Source organism: Paenibacillus sp. Marseille-Q7038, from assembly GCF_965111595.1.
This window is the reverse complement of record NZ_CBCOOM010000001.1, coordinates 1,684,812-1,704,816: the sequence shown is the minus strand read 5'-3', so window position 1 is coordinate 1,704,816 and position 20,005 is coordinate 1,684,812. Positions and strand designations below refer to the sequence as shown.

Annotated in this window: 15 protein-coding genes and 2 pseudogenes; 10 read left to right on the top strand and 7 right to left on the bottom strand. The window is 37.5% G+C overall.

Translation table 11 applies throughout. From position 1 onward, the window contains the following. The first annotated feature begins 157 nt into the window (after positions 1-157). From ACWPWY_RS08230 to ACWPWY_RS08215, 4 genes are all read left to right on the top strand, one after another. Positions 158-835 (top strand): DUF4304 domain-containing protein, encoded by a 678-nt coding sequence (locus tag ACWPWY_RS08230; RefSeq protein WP_454191229.1) that lies wholly within the window; start codon positions 158-160, stop codon positions 833-835. A gap of 226 nt (positions 836-1,061) precedes the next feature. Further along, positions 1,062-1,385, top strand: a complete 324-nt coding sequence (locus ACWPWY_RS08225; protein ID WP_160037194.1) for a hypothetical protein — start codon at positions 1,062-1,064, stop codon at positions 1,383-1,385. A 156-nt stretch (positions 1,386-1,541) separates the two neighbouring features. Continuing rightward, entirely contained in the window at positions 1,542-1,745 is a 204-nt protein-coding gene (locus tag ACWPWY_RS08220) for a hypothetical protein (protein ID WP_454191228.1), read from the top strand. Positions 1,746-2,917: 1,172 nt separating this feature from the next. Further along, on the top strand, positions 2,918-3,961 hold the full coding sequence (locus ACWPWY_RS08215; protein WP_454189844.1) for a DUF1835 domain-containing protein: 1,044 nt from the start codon (positions 2,918-2,920) through the stop codon (positions 3,959-3,961). Between the two features lie 654 nt (positions 3,962-4,615). Here ACWPWY_RS08215 and ACWPWY_RS08210 read toward each other — a convergent pair. From ACWPWY_RS08210 to ACWPWY_RS08195, 4 genes and pseudogenes are all read right to left on the bottom strand, one after another. After that, a pseudogene (locus ACWPWY_RS08210) lies at positions 4,616-5,569 on the bottom strand (IS30 family transposase). A 1,738-nt stretch (positions 5,570-7,307) separates the two neighbouring features. Further along, the gene (locus ACWPWY_RS08205) at positions 7,308-7,490 is read right to left on the bottom strand and encodes a hypothetical protein (RefSeq protein ID WP_454191227.1); all 183 of its coding nucleotides are present in this window, start codon (positions 7,488-7,490) and stop codon (positions 7,308-7,310) included. Further along, positions 7,478-8,986 carry an ABC transporter ATP-binding protein gene (locus ACWPWY_RS08200; RefSeq protein WP_454191226.1) on the bottom strand — a complete coding sequence of 503 codons (1,509 nt, stop codon included), beginning with the start codon at positions 8,984-8,986 and terminating at the stop codon, positions 7,478-7,480. The genes ACWPWY_RS08205 and ACWPWY_RS08200 overlap by 13 nt, the downstream gene beginning before the upstream one ends. Continuing rightward, positions 8,983-10,722: an ABC transporter ATP-binding protein gene (locus ACWPWY_RS08195; protein ID WP_454191225.1), complete on the bottom strand. Its 1,740-nt coding sequence runs from the start codon at positions 10,720-10,722 to the stop codon at positions 8,983-8,985. The genes ACWPWY_RS08200 and ACWPWY_RS08195 overlap by 4 nt, the downstream gene beginning before the upstream one ends. Before the next feature lie 191 nt (positions 10,723-10,913). Here ACWPWY_RS08195 and ACWPWY_RS08190 point away from each other — a divergent pair, with 191 nt between their 5' ends. Then, on the top strand, positions 10,914-11,714 hold the full coding sequence (locus ACWPWY_RS08190; RefSeq protein ID WP_454191224.1) for a phosphodiester glycosidase family protein: 801 nt from the start codon (positions 10,914-10,916) through the stop codon (positions 11,712-11,714). A gap of 376 nt (positions 11,715-12,090) precedes the next feature. Here ACWPWY_RS08190 and pelA read toward each other — a convergent pair whose 3' ends face one another. Next, positions 12,091-13,005 carry a pectate lyase gene (gene pelA, locus ACWPWY_RS08185; protein WP_454191223.1) on the bottom strand — a complete coding sequence of 305 codons (915 nt, stop codon included), beginning with the start codon at positions 13,003-13,005 and terminating at the stop codon, positions 12,091-12,093. A gap of 320 nt (positions 13,006-13,325) precedes the next feature. Between pelA and ACWPWY_RS08180 the strand changes: the two genes are divergently transcribed. Beyond that, complete coding sequence (locus ACWPWY_RS08180) at positions 13,326-13,892, top strand: hypothetical protein (protein ID WP_454191222.1); 567 nt, start codon at positions 13,326-13,328, stop codon at positions 13,890-13,892. 106 nt (positions 13,893-13,998) lie between these two features. Here ACWPWY_RS08180 and ACWPWY_RS08175 read toward each other — a convergent pair whose 3' ends face one another. Next, entirely contained in the window at positions 13,999-15,189 is a 1,191-nt protein-coding gene (locus ACWPWY_RS08175; protein ID WP_454191221.1) for a coenzyme F420-0:L-glutamate ligase, read from the bottom strand. 136 nt (positions 15,190-15,325) lie between these two features. On the opposite strand from ACWPWY_RS08175, the gene ACWPWY_RS08170 reads away from it, so the two are divergent. Next, positions 15,326-15,574, top strand: a complete 249-nt coding sequence (locus ACWPWY_RS08170; protein WP_454191220.1) for a LysR family transcriptional regulator — start codon at positions 15,326-15,328, stop codon at positions 15,572-15,574. 1 nt (position 15,575) lies between these two features. Further along, positions 15,576-16,222 (top strand): annotated as a pseudogene (locus ACWPWY_RS08165) (LysR family transcriptional regulator substrate-binding protein). A 24-nt stretch (positions 16,223-16,246) separates the two neighbouring features. Here the strand turns inward: ACWPWY_RS08165 and ACWPWY_RS08160 are convergent. Continuing rightward, the gene (locus tag ACWPWY_RS08160; protein ID WP_454191219.1) at positions 16,247-17,329 is read right to left on the bottom strand and encodes a substrate-binding domain-containing protein; all 1,083 of its coding nucleotides are present in this window, start codon (positions 17,327-17,329) and stop codon (positions 16,247-16,249) included. Positions 17,330-17,671: 342 nt separating this feature from the next. On the opposite strand from ACWPWY_RS08160, the gene ACWPWY_RS08155 reads away from it, so the two are divergent. Together ACWPWY_RS08155 and ACWPWY_RS08150 are read left to right on the top strand one after the other, a co-directional pair. Further along, positions 17,672-19,273, top strand: coding sequence for a xylulokinase (locus ACWPWY_RS08155; RefSeq protein WP_454191218.1), 1,602 nt, complete (start codon positions 17,672-17,674; stop codon positions 19,271-19,273). Between the two features lie 17 nt (positions 19,274-19,290). Further along, positions 19,291-19,986 (top strand): L-ribulose-5-phosphate 4-epimerase, encoded by a 696-nt coding sequence (locus tag ACWPWY_RS08150; protein WP_454191217.1) that lies wholly within the window; start codon positions 19,291-19,293, stop codon positions 19,984-19,986. Positions 19,987-20,005: the final 19 nt, after the last annotated feature.

Genomic DNA, 20,005 nt, shown 5'->3' with positions numbered 1-20,005 from the left:
AGCGTGGAGTGCCTGTTATATTTGACCAATTGAAGAAAATCATATATCAATTCCTTTCAAGGTTAATTTGATGATAAAATGTTTTTTTGAAATATTGTAATTTATGTATCCAACACTTTGCATTAATGTTTCAGGAAAGGAAGTTGTTATATTATCAATGATTGATACAAAAAAATTTAAGCAATTGTTAAAAGAAACATTCACACGAGAACTAAGAAAACACGGATTCCAAGGCACAGCTGGTAGGTATAGAACCAAACCTAATAATCATTTAATCTATACTGTTAATATTCAGGGTGATAAATATGGTGGGTGTTGTTGTGTTGAACTTGGAGTATACATTGACTTCATCCCAAACACTTTGGGTGTTCATGTCCCTCTCAATAAAGTTTCTCCGTATGATTGTGAATTTCGGTGGAGACTATCAGACCTTAAAAATGAAGACTTATGGTGGAGTTATGGCGAGACGGAAAGCGAAGCTCTAGAGAACATCGGGCATATGACAGAAATCTTTTTAGAATACGGTTTGCAATACTTTGAGGAATTCAGTAATTTCCCTGAATGTCTCACCAATATTAGTATAAAGGATATAGAACAATGGAATAAAAATGTAAAGCGGTTGGGTAATAAGTATACAAGAGAGAGACTAGCATTAGTGCTTTCTAAAATACATCTGCATATGAACAATAATGAGCAGGCTATTTCTTTTGCAACATGGGCAATTAATCGGATTGGAAAAAAACATGTTGGAAGGGGATTGATTTCTGAGTTTAATGAGATCATTAACAAAGCAACTGCTCAAAGAGGTTGCCATGGTGAGATTATAGATAATTGAACTAACGAAAAAGTTGCTTTTTCTTTAAGCTCCTGGACAGTTTAGGACCCATATTCACATTGCATGGATTAATAATGAAACCTACAATTTTAATCGTATTTCCATATTTTAACCTATAGTTATAAACAGACGATATGTTAGAATCTACGATTAAGTAAAAATTGGAAGGGGAAATTCATTAGTTCACGATTACAAAAGAAAGTTAAATAAAATAAAGGAGATGCTTATGTTTAAATTAGTAAAGGTTCATTATCAGAGAGATGCGAAAAAAATTTTATTTACATGTTTTATAATATTTTTTTTACTTTATTTGTTTTTCTATAGCTCAAGTATAACTACTATTACAAAGGTAGAAGGTAAGGAAGTTGGGAAATTCAAGAACTATATCACAATTACTAGTGGGAATGGCGAACGAGAAAAAATATCTGTGCCTGAATCTACATATAGTTTGGTAGAGACTAATCAAACTTACTTCATTACGTATTACCATAACTTTATAAGAGGTAATTATATTAAAAATCTCAAAATTACTGAGCCACTTAGAAAATAAATTAAAGAAAAAGTTTGTCGGACGATGGGATCTTCTACATAAATCCGTTGGACTATAAGCGTACGTAAAACTTTAGATAAATAAGATTACAGTCGATTAGGCTGTTCGGGTTAGTATAGGTAGCTGGGAACTGGTATAAACCTAGGAGGTGAATTTGTGAAAGAAGTTATTAAAAATGCTCTATTGGGTTTTGTCGTTTTTGTTGTTGGCTTTGCCATTATTTTAGTTCTTACAAGATCCGGTATTGAAGCTGAACTGACATATTATCTTGCTATAGCATACGCTCTTTTATACTTAGCTAGTGTTATATCTGTCTGTACAGCAGTAATTCTAAGAAAAATTACTCAATTAAAAAAATGAACTACTCATTTGAACTAACGAAGAAACGTTAGTAGAAAACAGCAGGGAGCTTTGCCGGCAACTGCTCCCTTTTATTAGGACAGCCTATGTGTTTCTTGTATTTCAACTGAATTCTAGATGTAAATTTCTGCATTGTGATTGGAGGTTATTATCCTATATAGTTAATGCTTCAAACCTGCCTAACGAAACCAAAAATCACAACATTCAGGATTGTCGGACACATACGAACGTTTAAGTTTCTCAAAATCCTTGGTATATTTCTTATGCCTAATTAGCTATATGAGGAGGTGGAATTTATGAGAGAAAAATTAAATTTATGGTCTTTTTTTCTTTCAATAATTTGTTTAGTTTCGTATTTGACAATGCCATATTGGATCGAAATCTATAGACTTATCCATAAAATATCCGTCCCAGACGCCTTTAATATTGTTTACATCCTTTCATTAACTACTTTAATCCTTGGAATAATAGGACTAACAGGTAATAAAAATTTAAAGTCTGTTTCAAGAGGAATAGTAACTATCTTAATCACTTTCAGCATAACAGGATTTCTGAGCTTCTTGATGTGGATACAACAATCTTTCTTATTTTAATGAAGTAATTACTTCTTAAAGGCATTATACTGAAAAATCACATAAAATTGGAGGCAACTGTTTGAAGATTAACCTTAGCGTAATTAGTTATGTAGCTTATCTATTAGTTATATCGACCACATCTTTCTTATTTTACTGGGTATTTAAGATATGGATAGCAATGGGAAGATTCACAGCAAAGAGATGCCCCACCAGGTGACATTGGTGCAACAGAAAAAGTATTTTATAGTTTCGTTATACCGATTGGGTACTTTGTTATCATGACCTTACTTTCATTTGTTTTTCGTCGCTACTTAATAAAATATTCAGTTAATCTGAAAACAATATTTATACTCGCAATAAATGTACTCATTACTGTCTACTTAATAACACAATTCACAATCTTTTCTTTTAGTTAATTTCTATAGGAGCCGAATGATTGTTTTATTAGGATAAATCATTAAGCTAACGGAAAGTTAGTTCAATAACAGCATGGAGCGCTTTGCCAGTTGGCAACTGCTCCCTTTTAGTTATGCAAACGGGCAGGATAGCCCCAATATATGGTATTGTTATGGATGTTGTCCAATGAGGAGGATATCCATGGAGAAGTTATATGAAAGCTTAAATCAATTTAGTGAAAAGGACCTGCGAATGTACTTTTACAATTTATTGAATACAGTTGATCGCTATTGTAAGGACGGTAACTTCGAAGAAAAAAATTTAGCAGAAGGACTTGTTAACATGCTTCAAAACAATTTAAATGAAGTTCGCAACCATCAATTACAAAAGGATGAACTCCAACAATACGTTCATCTAGTTTTCAGTCTCTCTGATGCAGGTTCGCTAAAAGTCACACTCAATAAAATCGGAAAACAAACTCAATGTAAAGTCCTAGCATTCAATGATTGGTTCTCAATCGGACCAATATCTAATTTAGATACAACAACTGGACAACAGAATAGGTGCTTTTGGTTAATGGAATACGATGAGGCTTTCAGATATGGTCAACATTTCAACCAAGAGCATCAGCTTGACAATATGGTAAAAGTAGTTAAAGACATTCCCGAAAATAAAGCCATCGTTATTTGGTGTGCTGATAATGCACATGATCAAACAGGATTACGTTTTGTGTTGCATTTGTTGAGAGAACGTAAACAGCCAGTTAATGTTGTAAATGTAACGGAGATCGTTAATGCTACTAAGCTACAAAATAAAGAAGGAGTTCCCTATGCTAGAAGTTTAATTGATCACGAGCATTTTCAGGAAATAGTGAGAAACTACTTTAAAGGTGTTCCACTTGATCCTAGTCAAAGAAGAAGGTATGAATCAGAATGGTTAATGCTGACGAAAGGAAGTCATGTACTTCGTTTGTGGGAAGATGGGACTGTTAAAAGCAACGATGAGAATTCACTAGACGAAGTGATAATAAGGTCAGTTATGGAACTAGAGCAAGAACATGATGAGGATGGATTTATCAAGGCAGGGAGAGTTGTCGAGAAGGTGTTTGATATATCGCGACAACTTGTAGGATATTCATTTATTTCTTATAGGATTTGGATTTTAGTTAATCAAGGAATTTTTATGTTTAGAGGGGTACCGGGAGCTTTACATCAGTTCTCTATTAAACTTGGAACCGTAGATTAAGCTAACGTAGAAACGATAGTTGAATAAGTAATAATATAAAAGACGGCGACCAATCGTGGTTGCCGTCTTTTCGATTACGAGCAGAATAGCTTAATGAAGATTCAGAGCGGAGAATCATCTGAGTATGTTCGTACCAACCAACGCTCTACCCACTCTAGATGTAAATTTCTGTATTGTGATTGGAGGTTATTATCCTATATAGTTAATGCTTTAGACCTGCCTAACGAAACCAAAAATCACAACATTTGGGATTGTCGGACACATACGATCGTTTAAGTTTCTCAAAATCCATCTTGATGTGGATACAACAATCGTTCTTATTTTAATGAAGTGTTGGCTTAAGGGCATTACAATGAAAAACGCATAAAATTGGAGGCAACTGTTTGAAGATTAAACTTGGTCTAATTAGTTATGTAGCTTATCTATTAGTTATATCAACCACATCATTCTTATTTTACTGGGTATTCAAGATATGGATAGCAATGGGACGATTCACAGCAAGATGCCCCACCAGGTGACATTAGTACAACAGAAAAAGTGTTTTATAGTTTCGTTATACCGATTGGGTACTTTGTTAGCATGACTTTACTTTCATTTGTTTTTCGTCGTTATTTGATAAAATATTCAGTAAATCTGAATACAATAGACGGATTGTCAATCCAAGTGCGACACTTCTTCTTCAAATGATTCGTGAGCTGTCTTCCAACCTAAACATTTCCTTGGTCTGTTGTTAATGAGTTGGAGGGCATGTTCTAATTCTTCCTCGGTCACCTCTGCAAAGTCCTTCCCTTTTGGGAAGAACTCTCGAAGGAGCCTTCCATTCTCATTGGAGCCTCGTTGCCATGAAGAATAAGGATCTGCAAAATACACCTTCATCCCGTGTGACTCTTCCAGTTCACGAAAGCATGCGAACTCCTTACCACGGTCAACGGTAGCTGTTTGGAAGGTTTGGGCAGGGTACTGTGCGAAAGAACTACACCAATAGCGATTTCCATAGATAATGAAGTGCGATCTGGCATTTTAATAGCAGTGTACAGCCTTGTTTTTCGCTCGATACATGTAGCGACACAAGCCTTGCTTTTTCCTCGGCTGGAGACGACTGTGTCTAGCTCCCAGTGTCCAAAGGTTTCTCGGAAACGAATCTCTTTAGGTCGTTGTTTAATAGAGGTGCCAACGAGGAAGCGACCACGCTTTTCTTGTGGCTTCTGTCTCTTTCCTTTGTGCCTTAACTGCTGAACTGTCATGCGAATCAAACGACCTTCATAAAGCCAGCGATATATCGTTTTGAACGAAATCATGGGCTGGCTCAGATAATAACGCATAGAGATTTGCTCGGGAGACCAGGTTTCATGAAGGCGCTCGCTCAATTTCTTTCCCAAGCGCCTCTGTCCACTTTCCTCCAGAGGTTTGATCCTGACGAAGACGTCGGTACCGTTTCTCTGATGTTGCCGCCAGGTAACCATCCGGGCTCTGATTTTTCTTGAGCTCCCGACTGATCGTGGAGTGATGTCGTTTCAATTTGAGAGCAATGACTCGGGCAGACAGCCCCAGTTGATGTAATGCTTCTAGTTTACTGCGTTCAATTATGCTAAGATGTGTGTAGCTCATGGGCGGATTCTCCTTGTGTGAATGTGGTGTAGGAACCTTCATTTTACACGAATCCGACCATGGGCCATTTTTTATTTTGAACTAGGTGTCGCACTTCATGTTACAATCCGTCAATATTTATACTCGCAACAAACGTACTCATTACTGTCTACTTAATAACACAATTCAAAATCTTTTCTTTTAGTTAATTCAATAGGAGCCGTTAATTTAGGATAACTCGTTATGCTAACTGGCTATTTTGAAAGATAACGAGATTCCTAGCGAAAAATTGATTTCACAAGTATTATCTGTTTACGAGAAAAAAATACCTCGCTTGGTTAAAGCAAGACAGAATAATAAGTAATCAACCCTATAATGGGCTTTTGTTGGTTCCTTTAAACAAACCATAGATAAGAGTGAAACCTATAAATACAGCTACCGCATTTGGATGAACGAGGGATATTGTATTAGTTAGTTTCACATATAAAAGAAAGAGGAGACCTGGTACAAAAGTATATAAAAGAAATAGATAATCAATGTTGAAGTTCCTCTTAATAAAAATAAAGGACAGGTAGATGCCTAAAAAGAAGTATATTGACCATATTGAAATGTTATTCGGATTAAACTCATAATGTAACCGATTTATAGCCAGAATAGAATTCTCTATTCTTTGAATGATATATAACATGAAGCCAAAGCCAATTGTCCAAATCAATAAGAAAATTTTTATATTGATTTCCTCCTTGCTTAGATTCTTATATTCATCTTATTGTATTTATATAATTTTATTCTACATATATCTTAAATGCGAAGACAATACGCTAATCTAGAAACCTTAGTTCAACAAATAAATAAACAAACAAGAAGCAGTTTCTACGGTAGTCGCTTCTCTCTATCTTTATTAAGCAAATGGGTAGTTTATTTCCAATTTACAGGAATTTATTAGAGCTTTTAATTATCTTTTTGATAGTCAAACTGTGTTAAAATCAGGAATTAGCAGTTCTTACGACACATATAAGTTCATTCCATGTATCGATATTATGTCTGGTTAAGGAAGGGATTAGTATAAAAAAATATATTCCGATTGTGTTGCTTTATTTCACTTTAATATTAACGGCTTGTACCCAACTTGAAGAAGAACAAGGATATTCAGGAATTATTGTTGATGATAAAGTTATGGGCTATGAATACACCGTAAGCAACAAGGAAAAATCACTCTTGGAAGGTAGGTTACAAAGGAGATATAACCACTATCGAAGAAAATATCGAAAATACAGATGAATTACAGAATTTTATGATGGCTGTAAGCGATAGTAAAGGGATCCTTTCAAAACTGATCATATCGGTATTTAACTTTTTATTTGTGGCAGTAATTTCATTTTTCCTTTATAAGAAGAACCGAAAAACACTTAAAGATAGTGCCATTGTAGTTGTATTAGCAAGTATGGTTGCATTATATATTGCTATTGATGCATCTTATGATTTAAGTATTGCATTACACGATATGAAACATCACTATTTAAGACTTACTAATTGATCTGAAGAAACCAAAACAGTAGTACAAATACCGATTAGAAAATATTTTCGTTACTTAATAAACTAACGTAGAAACGTTAGTTTATTAACAGTATGGAGCAGTTTGCCGGTTGGCAGCTGCTCCATTTTTTATGAAGCTAATGGGTTTAAGGCAACACCGCAATAAACGCCTTCATGCGGCGCGCTGGGATAATCTATTCTTATTGGACATATTTCTATTATTTTATATAACACAGTGAAGTTGAGCATAGCGACCTTCAGCAGCCAGTAACTGTTCATGGGTACCACTTTCTGCAACCATTCCATCTTCTATGACCATGATCCTATCCGCATTCTCGATAGTGGACAGCCTATGGGCAATCACAATTGTCGTTCTACCTTTTCGAATTTTTTCTACATTGTACATAATAAAGCGCTCCGTCTCCATATCAAGTGCCGAAGTTGCTTCATCAAAGCCCGTGCAATAGCAATCCGCTGCCGTTGCCCGCCTGATAGATTTAACCCTCGTTCACCTAATACGGTATCATAGCCTTGAGGAAGTGTTTGTATAAAGTCATGAATCACAGAAGCTTTACACATAGCAATCACCTCATCGTCTGTAAAGGAGCGACCGAGCTTAATATTATTTCGAATCGTATCCGTAAATAAGTAGGGTTCCTGAGCTACAACACTAATCCGGTTGTTCCAATCCGTCCGTTTTATCGAAGATAATGGGATACCGTTGACTAGAATTTGTCCTGCCTGTGGTTCGTAGAATCGATTTAACAATTGTAGGATTGACGATTTTCCACTTCCACTCATGCCAACCAACGCTATTTTCTTCCCAATTGGGAAATCAAGGGTTACGTTTCTTAATACAAATGACTGATCAGGACTATACGCGAAGGAAACTCCAGACAAACAAATGGAGGTAATCGCACCGTCTAATTCATGTATACCTTCTTCGATTTGTTCTAATTGTAATACGTTGGACGTTAATCGCTCGATATTCGCCTTTCGACTGCTAAAATCTTGAATAATGCTGTGAATATCTCTTATTGTTTCCATTAACTGCGAAGAGAAAGTGTACAGAATAACAAACATACCTAGCGTTAGATCCCCTTCTAATACCCTGTAACTCCCGTAAGCAAGCGTAATTATTATAACGCCCATTCGAAGTGGATCACTAAGAAACATGAATTTGTTTTGAAGTTTTCCTTCTGTCATGACATGTTCGTACATCGTATGAAAACGAGTAAGGTACCTGCTAAGTTCCCATGTACTTCGATCAAAAGCGATCACCTCACGTGAGGAAGAAATCCCTTCTTCTATAACTACCTGAAGTTCAGCTCTACTGTCTTGAACTTTTCTGGATTGAGATGACAGCCTGCTCACCATACGTTTACCTAAGGCTATATAGAGAAAAGTTATCCCTACGATGATAATCATTAAGAAGGGGTCTGCAAATCCGACAATACAAAGGAGTAGAATAATCCTTATAAATTGATTCATCACATTAGGGATATAGTTAGAAATAACTCCGGACACATTTGCTAAATCGGTAGTGAAATAGTTGGTCAATTTACTTACGCGCTCATTTTGCAACAAATGAATCGGCATCTTTTGTATACTTCCAAACATGTCATTCATGAGATGATGCTGTATTTGATTATCTACATGGAGACGGTATTGAGCGACTACGATATTCAATAAGTTAAAGATGAGAAAAGAAGCAAAAAACAGAAGGATGATAGGAATGAATAGATGATACTTACCGTTGATGAACAGCTCATCAATGATGAACTTTTGCACAGCAGTCATCAGCATCCCCGCTGCATTCTCCACAACCATAAGCATGATGATGCCAAACAAGGACCATTTCATTGGTTTCGCATAGCGCATCAAGATTGAAATCGTGTTCATTTGCTCACCCCAGTTACGAGTCTCTTGAATGTGGGACTGTGTACCAACAACTCTTCATAACTTCCTTCACCAATGACCTTGCCATGCTCAATAAGCAAGATATTGTCAACATTTTGGACCGTAGTTAGTCGGTGTGCGACGGTGATAGTAGTACGACCTTGAAGCAACTCTTCAAATGCTCGTTGTACTTCCCGTTCGCTAGTATTGTCTAATGCCGATGTAGCTTCATCCAATAACAGAATAGATGGATTTTTAAGAAACAATCTAGCAATCGCTATTCGCTGTTTCTGCCCCCCAGAAAGTTTTACTCCGCGCTCACCGATGGTAGTTTCGTACCCATTGGGTAACGCTTCTATAAATTCATGTGCATAGGCTGCATGTGCAGCTGCGTACACTTCAGATTCGGTTGCATCCGTACGACCAAAGAGTATATTTTCTCGAATAGTGCCACCGAATAAATATGTTTCTTGAAAAACGATCCCGACTTGATTCCTAAGGAGAGGTAGGGGAATATCTTTAATGTCATAGCCATCTATCTTGATCAGCCCCTGCGTTACATCATAGAATCGTGCGATAAGCTTTAAAATGGTCGATTTTCCATTTCCACTGGTACCAACTAGCGCTACACGTTGACCTGATTGAACTTGAAATGAGAGATCTTTAATGATGAGATGATCTTTATCGTATCCAAATGAGACGTTCATAAGTTCGATATCACCATGTAATTTAGATAGTTTTGCTGTTCCATGATCCATTACGTCTGGCTTTATGTTCATAAATTCATAAAGGTTTCTGGCCTGATTCATTAGTATTTTCTGCTCGGTATATAACTTGACAACACTAGTAAGTTCATTCATTACTCTAAAGCAGTAGAATGACAAGGCTACAAATTCACCAACAAGGATTGACCCATTCTTAACAGCCCAAATACCGAAAATAAATAAAATGAGTAGTCCCATATTTATAGAGATGAATTTTAACGCGGATCGGATCCCAGCAAAGAATGAGTAACGATACCGTGCACGATTCATCGTAGCAAGTCCTGCATTCATCTTTCCCATGTTCCACTCCTCAGCTCCATAAGTACGTAGTTCAGCGATCCCTGATAAGCTATTATGTAGTTTTTGTGTAAACTGAGTTTGCTGTATACGTAATTCAACTCCAGAAGATACTGCTTTTCGCTCAAAAAATGGGCCTATTACATAGTAAAGAAGAGAAAAAGACATAGCTAATAAACTGATCTTCCAATGAATAGTGAACATAAAAATGGTTGCTACAAGAAGCAAAAGGAGTTCCTTAACCATCTTAGGAATGTAGAGCCCATAAACACGTTGTACGTTTGCAACGTCTACTTGAAATAACGAGAGTGTAGTACCAACGGGTGTTTTTTCATGATATGAGAAACCTAAGAGTCTCAGCTGGTTAAAGATAGCAAGCTGCAGTGATTTTGATCCATTTTCAGAAACAATACGTTGTAGTATATTTCTCCATGCATTTAGCCCAAACATGATTCCTGTTAAAAGAACTAAGATTCCAAGTAACTCTATTAAATCTCTAACATTTTGTTTGGGTAGAACGTCATCAATAAAGAGTTGTAACACTTTTGGGAATAGCATTTCTATGGTCGTTGCTAACGTACCGCATACGATGAATAAGAATACTTTTCTCTTTTGATTACTCAAAAAAGAAAGTATCCAAAGATAGAGAGTACTTTCCCTTACATCATGATCTTTCAAGTCTATATCCCCTTATTTACATAGCAGCTCCAATACAGTAACTGTAGTATGATATGAATTTGAGTTAACGTTCCGATATTCATGTTTAATATTGCATAAAATAACTTTATATGACATATTCCATGTAACATTATCACAGAAATCACAACGAATAAATACAAGTCTATATTTGTAAGAGGGGTGGTATAAAATTGCGGAATAATAGAGTAGATAGATTCACTCTAATAAAACGTGCTTTATTGATCTTCTTATGCGCTTCTATTTTAGTTCTGGGTATCGTAATTTTGCGATTTTTTAAAACAGAGGACATCCCAGAAGGAATTCATTATGTTCAAACTACCGCTGACAATGGGGTTGTTCTACACGTGCTGCAGACGGAACCAAGTCATATTTCTCTGAAAGCTATAAACGACAACGTTGTAAGATCGGGGTCGTACGGAATCAACGGCGGATACTTTTGGGAAGATCGGTTGCTCAGTATCGCGGTGATGGATGGCGAGCCTACAAACGGAAGAGCTAATGAATATGGCTCCGGCTGGTTTAACGTTAAATACGATCGCGGGACCATGGTATATGATCGCATCACAAAGAAAGTGAATGTGCAGCAGGTTTCAAGTGCCGACGAACTGCGGATTACAGATGAAACGAAGTACTGGGCTCAGGGTGGAGTAAGTATGAATATAACGAACGATGATAAGTGGGTTGACGTTGCGATTAATGGAGAAGGACTACCGTTTCCTGATGACAAGCGTCTTCGCAGTGCAATGGCCTACGATTCCGCGGGGGACATCTACCTGATTGTCTCATCTTCTAAATGTACAGCGGAGCAATTTCGTTCTGCGATAAAGAGTAATGTTGGCGTAGGGAAATTGCAGGAAGGTATTTTTCTAGACGGGGATGGTTCCTCCCAACTGCTCGCAGGTAATGTCAAGCTTAAGGGGGACTCCCGAACCGTGGTCCAGATGATTGTTGTAAATGGAGAGGGGCGCTAACATACATAAGCTAGGCGAAAGATAATGTGGTAAAAGGGGTAACACTCTAATGATATTTCTGTGATTGTTGAGATTAGCCTGTGACGACAATCAGATTATGGTTGCGGAAGGTAATATAGATAACAAGAATGTTTCTGGTATTTTATATAGGGATAGAAGTCATTGTATACTCGGATATATTCGAATAGCGGACAGCTACCAGTATCATTTCAATGGAGAGTATATACCTATTGCATGACTTTGAGCATCAAATTTCATAATAGATGTACCCTTAATTTTTAAGGATGCTATCGAAAAAATGAAAAACAACCAGACCCGTATATCTCAGGCTGGTTGTTTTGTTCTTTACAGTACTAACCATCTTCACCATTGCTGCTTAGTATATCCCAAGACCATTAGGCCAATTTCCATACCATGAGTAATTCACTCGTCTTTCTTGCTCAATATCGCTGAGTTTGTATTTTACAATCCCGTCACGACCCACAAAGATCGGTTTATTTGTACTGATTTCATAAAAACGCGCCCAGATTGCGGGAGCATTTGGATCACTCGTCACGATTACATCATCGCTCGTTTTTACTACTTTGATTCCTGTGATTTTCACGGTTTTAAACCAATCTTCAGCTGCTTTGATCGCAGCAGCAATTTGGGTTGTTGAAGATCTAGTTTTGAGGAATTTAACAATTCCCACACTTTCTTGACCGGAGAGAGAAGGAACCTCGTAAGCTCTTGCTCCAGCGGGCTTTAGTGTTACTGAATCATGCTGCTGTCCCCAAACGGTTAACTTTCCATTGACAACCACCTGCATCTGCAAAATAAGACTTACCCCTTTTGTAACGGCCGTTGTACATCTTCCGGCTAAGGTACTGTCGATAAAGGAAAAATCTCCTTTTTTGTTAGCAACATCGTCCAGCAGTGTCATCACGTTAATCATGGCATTGTCATTAAAGGTAATGTGTTTATGATAACCAGAGCTGTTATACACTTGGGGCCAGCCGCCATTTGCATATTGCATGTTTAACAAGAAATTGATTCCTTTTATCGCTGCAGCAGAATACTTGCTATCCTTTGTTTTTTGATACTCAGCTGCTAGTCTTCTAACCTCGGTATAAGTAGCCTTATTATCAATTGTAGATTTGGCCCACTCCCCACTCGTTGTCGTATAGTCCTTTTTCCAACCGCCATCGGCCTGCTGGTACTTAAGAATGTCTGAGATGCTTGCCGTTTCCCCAGAAGCGGCATTTACGGCAGAAGGAGATAGAAACAGGATACTTATTGTGGAGAAGAACAATGTTAAAGCGAGTAGAAAGGGAATTCTTTTGATTGTTGATGTAATCAGGTAAACCAGCTCCTTTGTTCGTTTGGTTGTACATGTAAAGCGAATAGATACGTTCCAAACCCGTCATAATCCACTAGGGAAATAAGTAGGTAGAAAGAGTTAGAAACAAGCTATTGTAAACGCTTCCATAGTATACAACTTATTATAATAAAACAAAAAACAAAATATGTATTATTCGTAAAATTTTTGGCAGTAAATTCAAACGCTAGATAAGTTTATTTAGAAACAAACTTTAAAGTGGGTACGTTAATATAAGTATGAGGGGGATGACGATGAAAAGGAAAATAAATATGGTTTTATTGTTTTGTCTGTTGGTAAGCATCATGACGATCTCCATTCCTTCCAATGCATATGCTTGTTCTTGTGTTGAGCCTATAAGTGTTCAAGATGAACTCAGTCGTTCAGAAACCGTTTTTTCGGGTCGCGTAATTGAAGTAAAGGAAGATAGAGCGAACGGGTATCTGTCGAATGCCGTATTATTTGAAACCAGTGAGATCTGGAAGGGTGGTTCAGAATCTCAAATCATAATTCGTACCGGCGGCGGTGGAGGTGATTGTGGGTATCAATTTAACAAAGGAGAGGATTATTTAGTATATGCGAATCCATCTTCTATGTATGGTGACAAAGAACAGCTGGTAACCATCATTTGTGATCGAACTAGTGTACTAGCTCAAGCAGAAGAGGATTTAGCTATATTAGGGGAAGGTAAAGCACCTACAAAACAAGTAGATCTTACAAGGGAACTCAATCGGTTAAGTTCAGGCACATGGATAACAATGCTTGGAATAGTTATCATCGGTATGATCTTTTTCTTAGTTTGGAGAAGAGTAAGGAAATAAAGAAGTTGCATTACGGACTAATCCTGATCTCGATAATGAGTGGGGGGGTTCCTTTTAATTAAGCAAAAAAGAAGCCCGAACTTGAGGCTTCTTTTTTTGACTTATCTTATTTTGTATAGTTATCGAAGTAGCCTTGAATGTAGACCATTGGTGTTCCTTTGTCGCCGCTACCTGAAGTTAAATCAGACAATGAACCTATGAGATCGGTTAATTTACGAGGTGTTGTGCCTTGAGCTTCCATTTCACCAACGAGATCATCATTCTTGTTCTGGATGAATGCAGTAATCGCTTGTTGTAACTCTTCGCCACGAAGATGGGAGAAGTTGTTATCTGCCAAGTACTTCAGTTTTACTTCGTTTGGAGTACCATTAAGTCCCTCGGTATAAGCAGGAGAGACAACAGGATCTGCCAGTTCCCAAATTTTACCCACCGGATCTTTGAAAGCTCCATCTCCATAAACCATAACTTCAACCGTCTTACCTGTTAGTTCTTTCAGTTTTTCTTGAATGCGATCAACGATCGGTTGGCAATTATTTGGGAATAATTTCACACTTTCTTCCGTTGCTTTATTAGATCCAAGTAGACCATACGCCTCGTTAAAGCCGCTGCCATGGATTGATTTTGATAAAATATCATCAAGACCAAATACTTTTTCAGCACCATTGTTTGTTAGAATACGTTTGGTTCTGAAACGGGAGTGAATATCACAAGTTAGCACATTTTTTGTATACTCTAAAATGGTTTTAGGGTTATTTGAAAAAATGACCTCACAAGTTGTACCTTCCGCTTCAATGAGAGATTTATAATATTCAATGTAATCCACACCTGTAAATGGATGTTTTTTATAACCGAAATGTTCACGGAATTGAGCTTCTGACAATACATCAGTCCAAGGGTTAATTCCTTTCACATCTAGTTCGTCGATGTCTACCAGATGATTTCCCACTTCATCAGCAGGATAGCTAAGCATTAAGATGATTTTCTTCGCGCCTTTTGCAATCCCTCTTAAGCAGTTGGCAAATCGGTTACGGCTAAGAATCGGGAAAATAACACCGATGGTTTCGTCGCCAAATTTTTCATTGATATCCGTCGCTATATGGTCGATTGTCGCATAGTTTCCTTGCGCACGAGCAACAATGGATTCAGTTATGGTAACAATGTCACGATCGCCAATCGAAAATCCTTCGCTTTTTGCTGCATTTATTACCGTATCTACTACGATTTGTTCAATAGAATCACCTTGGTTAATGATCGGACCCCGAAGTCCTCGTACAACCGTTCCCACTGCTCTTGTCATGATAAATCTCCCCTTTACCGAGTTCATGTTATGTATCACTAGTAACCAAATGTTTAAACACTATGATTTTACTATACCTTCTAAAAGTGTTATAAGTAAAATTAATATTCGTAATGTTTGATATAGGAGAATTAATATGATTGGAAAATTAGATCTATATCGTGTATTTAATGTCGTTAGCCAAAATAAAAGCTTTTCTAAAGCGGCAGAGGAACTATTTTTGACACAATCTGCCGTGAGCCAAGCCATTACTAAACTTGAGAAAGAGTTAGAAATATCGCTTTTCTATCGAACATCAAAGGGAGTAGTTCTAACAACTGAAGGGAAATTATTGAACGAACATATTAATTCGGCTCTAGGGATCATTCATCTTTGCAGAAGATAAAATGCTCGAATTCAAGTCATTAAAGACAGGCCAGTTACGAATCGGAGTAGGGGATACCATTTCTCGTTATTATTTACTACCCTACTTAGAGAAATTTCATAAAGAATTCCCTGGTATCAAACTAAATATTATCAATGGAACGACGATGGAAATCTGCGAGTTTATAAAAACGGGAAAAGCGGATCTTGGCATCTGTAACTTGCCCATTCAAGAGGATCATCTAGAGGTCATTCCTTGTCAGGAAATTCAGATATATTTGTATGTGGAGAAAAATATAAAGAACTAACATCCAATCCGGTTAGCTTAGAGGATCTAATGGAGATGCCCCTTATCTTTCTAGAGAAAAAATCGAACTCCAGAATGTACGTAGAAGATTTTTTAAAAAAAAGAGGGCACCCTCTGTCTCCCGTATTTGAGCTTGGATCGCATGATTTAGTATTAGAATTTACAAAAATAAATTTAGGTATTTCTTGTGTCATTAAAGAGTTCTCGAAGGACTATTTAGATAGAGGAGACTTACACGAGATCATATTAGAAGAGGAAATCCCCAAAAGAAATATTGGCATATGCTATTTAAAAAATGTTCCATTATCTCGTGCAGCGAAGAAGTTTGCAGAAAATATAAACCAAAGAGCACTGTCTAAATAGACGGTGCTCTTGATTTTTGAGAGGCTATTTCTCTATTACAGTCTCGCCTTCTATTAATACCGGCTGATAATATGTGGTCGTAGGGAGGTCTTTCTTTCCTTGTAATTTTTTAATGACCCAATCGGCAGCATCCCGTCCCATTTTCTCTTGCGGGTGTGTCAACGTAGTTAGTTTAATATTCGCATTTTTTGCGATATAAGAGTTGTCTTGTCCAATAATAGATAATTCATTCGGTATCGATATATCTAGTTGTCTGCACACGTTTACTACTTCGAGTCCTACCTCATCGTTATAACAAACAATAGCCGTCAGCACATCTCTATTTTCAATCAGGAAATTCTTTATGTTAACGGATAAATTTTGCTTCGACTCTGTATCAAATGAGAGTACTTGCTCCGGTTGAAACCGTAATTTGGCTTCTCCAAGCGCTTTAATATATCCCTTCATTCGGTATTTACCTTGTAGATCATCCATTTTTGAAATAATCCCAATTTTTTCATGTCCTTTTGAGATTAATTCTTTTGTCGCTAGATAGCTGGATTGAACGTCATCAAGACAAAAGAAAGGAACTTCGAGTTCTTCATAATGAGCATTGATCATAATGAATGGAACATCTTGTTCTTTAAATGTTAGGTAGTAGGCAATATTGGGATTGTATAAATTACTTTTCGTAGGTTCAACAATTAAACCATCTACACCATAGGACAACATCATTTCTAATGCCTTTTTCTCTTGTGCGACATCGTTATTTGTACTTGCTAATAGTAGTGAGTAATTATCTTCATTTAGCCTTCCTTCAATCCCGCGGATAATGGAGGGGAAAATGTAATCAGATATATAAGTCGTGATTACGCCAATGATTTTATTATTGGTATTTCCATTCGATTTAGAACGATATTGGTTGCTGACATAAGTACCAGAACCTTTTTCACTCCTTAAAAATCCCTCGTTTGACAGTTCTAAAATCGCTTTTCGTACCGTCTGCCGACTAACTTGATACTGCTCTTGTAATGCAGACTCTGTAGGAATTTGTTCCCCAACGTTATAAACGCCTGAGAGAATATTACTTTTTATATCGTCAATGATAAATTGATATTTCGGTTTCACTGAATTCACTTCTTTCATCGTTGGTAGTTAATACATCGAATTTATATAAAATAGTTGTAAGTACAAATTTCGTTAATAACTAATCAAAACAATTATTTTATCTTATTTATGTACAAAGTTCAAAACAATTATATTATCTACGTAGCTTTATGTCGCATAATATCTTTATGTATACATAAATACCAAAAAAGAGGAACTGCCGTTATCAATTTGTATGTATATATTTTAAATATTGTTGACAAATGTACGAACAAAAAATATACTGAATCTGTCAAAAGGAAAGCGCCTTCTTTCGATTTTAAGGTTTCTAAAAGTGTTATCTGAGAGGGGACAAACGTAAGAATGAGCCAGCTAAATATCAAACAAGCAATTACTAAGGGAGAAACTTCACTTGGTATCGAATTTGGGTCCACACGGATCAAAGCAGTCCTCATTGCTAATAACTTTGAGACGATTGCTTCCGGTAGTTACGAGTGGGAGAACAAGTTAGTAGATGGGTTTTGGACGTACAACTTAGAGGATATCATCAGTGGACTACAAGAAGCCTACAGCGAAATGAGGCAAGAAGTAGAGAAGAAATATGAAGTTACACTTCAAACGATCGGTTCTATTGGATTTTCCGCAATGATGCACGGTTATATGGCATTTGATGAAAATAATCAGCTGCTTGTCCCGTTTCGGACATGGCGTAATGCAACAACCGGTGCTGCAGCAAAAGAGTTAACGGATCTGTTCCAATTCAACATTCCAGAACGCTGGAGCATTGCTCATCTATATCAAGCCATTCTTAATGAAGAGGAACATGTACCTCGGATTCGTTTTATCACTACGTTGGCAGGATTTATTCACTTTTTACTCACGGATCATAAAACAATCGGCATCGGTGATGCCTCAGGTATATTTCCAATTGATGAATTAACAAAAGATTACAATGAATCAATGATGAGACAATTTGATCAACTTACTGCTGCCAAGGGTTACCCTTGGAAGTTACAAGATATTCTGCCTCAAGTTTATGTCTCAGGTGAAGAAGCTGGTAAATTAACAGCGGCTGGAGCCAAAATCCTTGATAAATCAGAAAATTTACAACCAGGTATTCCACTTTGTCCTGCTGAAGGCGATGCGGGTACAGGAATGGTTGCTACCAATAGTGTTAAAAAGCGCACAGGAAACGTCTCCGTAGGAACTTCCGTGTTTGCGATGATTGTATTAGAAAATGATCTTTCCGAATTACATCCGGAAATTGATATGGTAACGACTCCAAATGGCAGCCCGGTTGGAATGGTACATGCCAATAACTGTTCTAGTGATATCAATGCTTGGATGGGGCTGTTCCGCGAGTTTTCACAAGCGATGGGTCATAAAGTGGAGACGGAAAAACTGTTCAGTGTCCTGTTCAATAAAGCATTGGGAGCGGACCCAGATGGCGGCGGACTGCTAAGCTACGGTTATTTCTCGGGTGAGAATATTACAGGATTAGAGCAAGGGCGACCACTCTTTGTCCGCACCCCTGAAAGTAATTTTAATTTAGCTAACTTCATGAGAACGCATCTTTTCACTGCATTTGGAGCCCTTAAGATCGGAATGGACATTCTGACGAAGAAAGAAAATGTAGAAATCGACAGCATCTTAGCTCATGGCGGTTTATTTAAAACTCCTCTCGTTGGACAGAAGATGGTTGCAGCGGCACTTAATGTTCCTGTATCTGTGACAAGCACAGCCGGAGAGGGCGGCGCATGGGGAATGGCTATTCTTGCATCTTACATGATAAATAAAGACTCAGATGAACGTTTAGAAGACTTCCTGGATCAAAAAGTCTTTAAAGATGTAGTGGCCGAGGAAGTTCATCCGGATGAAGTAGATGTTAAAGGATTTGAAATATTCATTGAACGATACAAAAAAGGTCTGGCTATTGAGCAGGCTGCTGTTGACAACTTAGCATAAAAAGGGGAGGGAATCCGGTGTTAGAACAACTAAAAGAAGAAGTGTTTCAAGCCAATCTCGATCTACCTAAACAAGGACTTATTAAATATACATGGGGCAATGTAAGTGCCATCGATCGTGAAAGCGGTTTGTTTGTTATTAAGCCTAGCGGTGTTGATTATGAAACGATGAAAGCTAGTGATATGGTCGTTGTCGATCTAGATGGAAACGTTGTGGAAGGTGAGTATAGACCTTCTTCTGACACACCAACTCACGCCGTTCTTTATAAAAAATATTCAGAAATCGGTGGTATTGTTCATACTCATTCACCATGGGCGACGATATGGGCACAAGCGGGTCTTGATGTTCCAGTCATGGGAACTACACATGCAGACACATTCTATGGTTCGATTCCCTGTGCGCGTTTCTTAACACAAGAGGAAGTTGACCGTGGCTATGAAGCCGAAACAGGTCATGTCATCATCGAGACTTTTGAAAGCCGCGGTATCGATATTATGGCAGTACCAGGTGTGTTGCTTAAGGGTCATGGACCGTTTACTTGGGGTAAAAATGCGAAAACCGCAGTAATGAATAGTGTTGTACTAGAAGAAGTTTCGAAAATGAATTTATTCGCTAGAGAGTTGAATCATTTTGCTGAGGAACTGCCGCAGCGCATTTTAGATAAACACTACTTACGTAAACATGGAAAAAACGCTTATTACGGACAAAAGTAAGTAAGGAATACGAAATAGA

Bases quoted from the DNA above. Each gene is read 5' to 3' on its own strand.
- ACWPWY_RS08215 (WP_454189844.1), top strand. From the start codon at position 2,918: ATGGAGAAGTTATATGAAAGCTTAAATCAATTTAGTGAAAAGGACCTG.
- ACWPWY_RS08155 (WP_454191218.1), top strand. From the start codon at position 17,672: ATGAGCCAGCTAAATATCAAACAAGCAATTACTAAGGGAGAAACTTCA.
- ACWPWY_RS08175 (WP_454191221.1), bottom strand. From the start codon at position 15,189: ATGACAAGAGCAGTGGGAACGGTTGTACGAGGACTTCGGGGTCCGATC.
- ACWPWY_RS08180 (WP_454191222.1), top strand. From the start codon at position 13,326: ATGAAAAGGAAAATAAATATGGTTTTATTGTTTTGTCTGTTGGTAAGC.
- ACWPWY_RS08225 (WP_160037194.1), top strand. From the start codon at position 1,062: ATGTTTAAATTAGTAAAGGTTCATTATCAGAGAGATGCGAAAAAAATT.
- ACWPWY_RS08200 (WP_454191226.1), bottom strand. From the start codon at position 8,986: ATGAACACGATTTCAATCTTGATGCGCTATGCGAAACCAATGAAATGG.
- ACWPWY_RS08205 (WP_454191227.1), bottom strand. From the start codon at position 7,490: ATGTACAATGTAGAAAAAATTCGAAAAGGTAGAACGACAATTGTGATT.
- ACWPWY_RS08170 (WP_454191220.1), top strand. From the start codon at position 15,326: ATGATTGGAAAATTAGATCTATATCGTGTATTTAATGTCGTTAGCCAA.
- ACWPWY_RS08230 (WP_454191229.1), top strand. From the start codon at position 158: ATGATTGATACAAAAAAATTTAAGCAATTGTTAAAAGAAACATTCACA.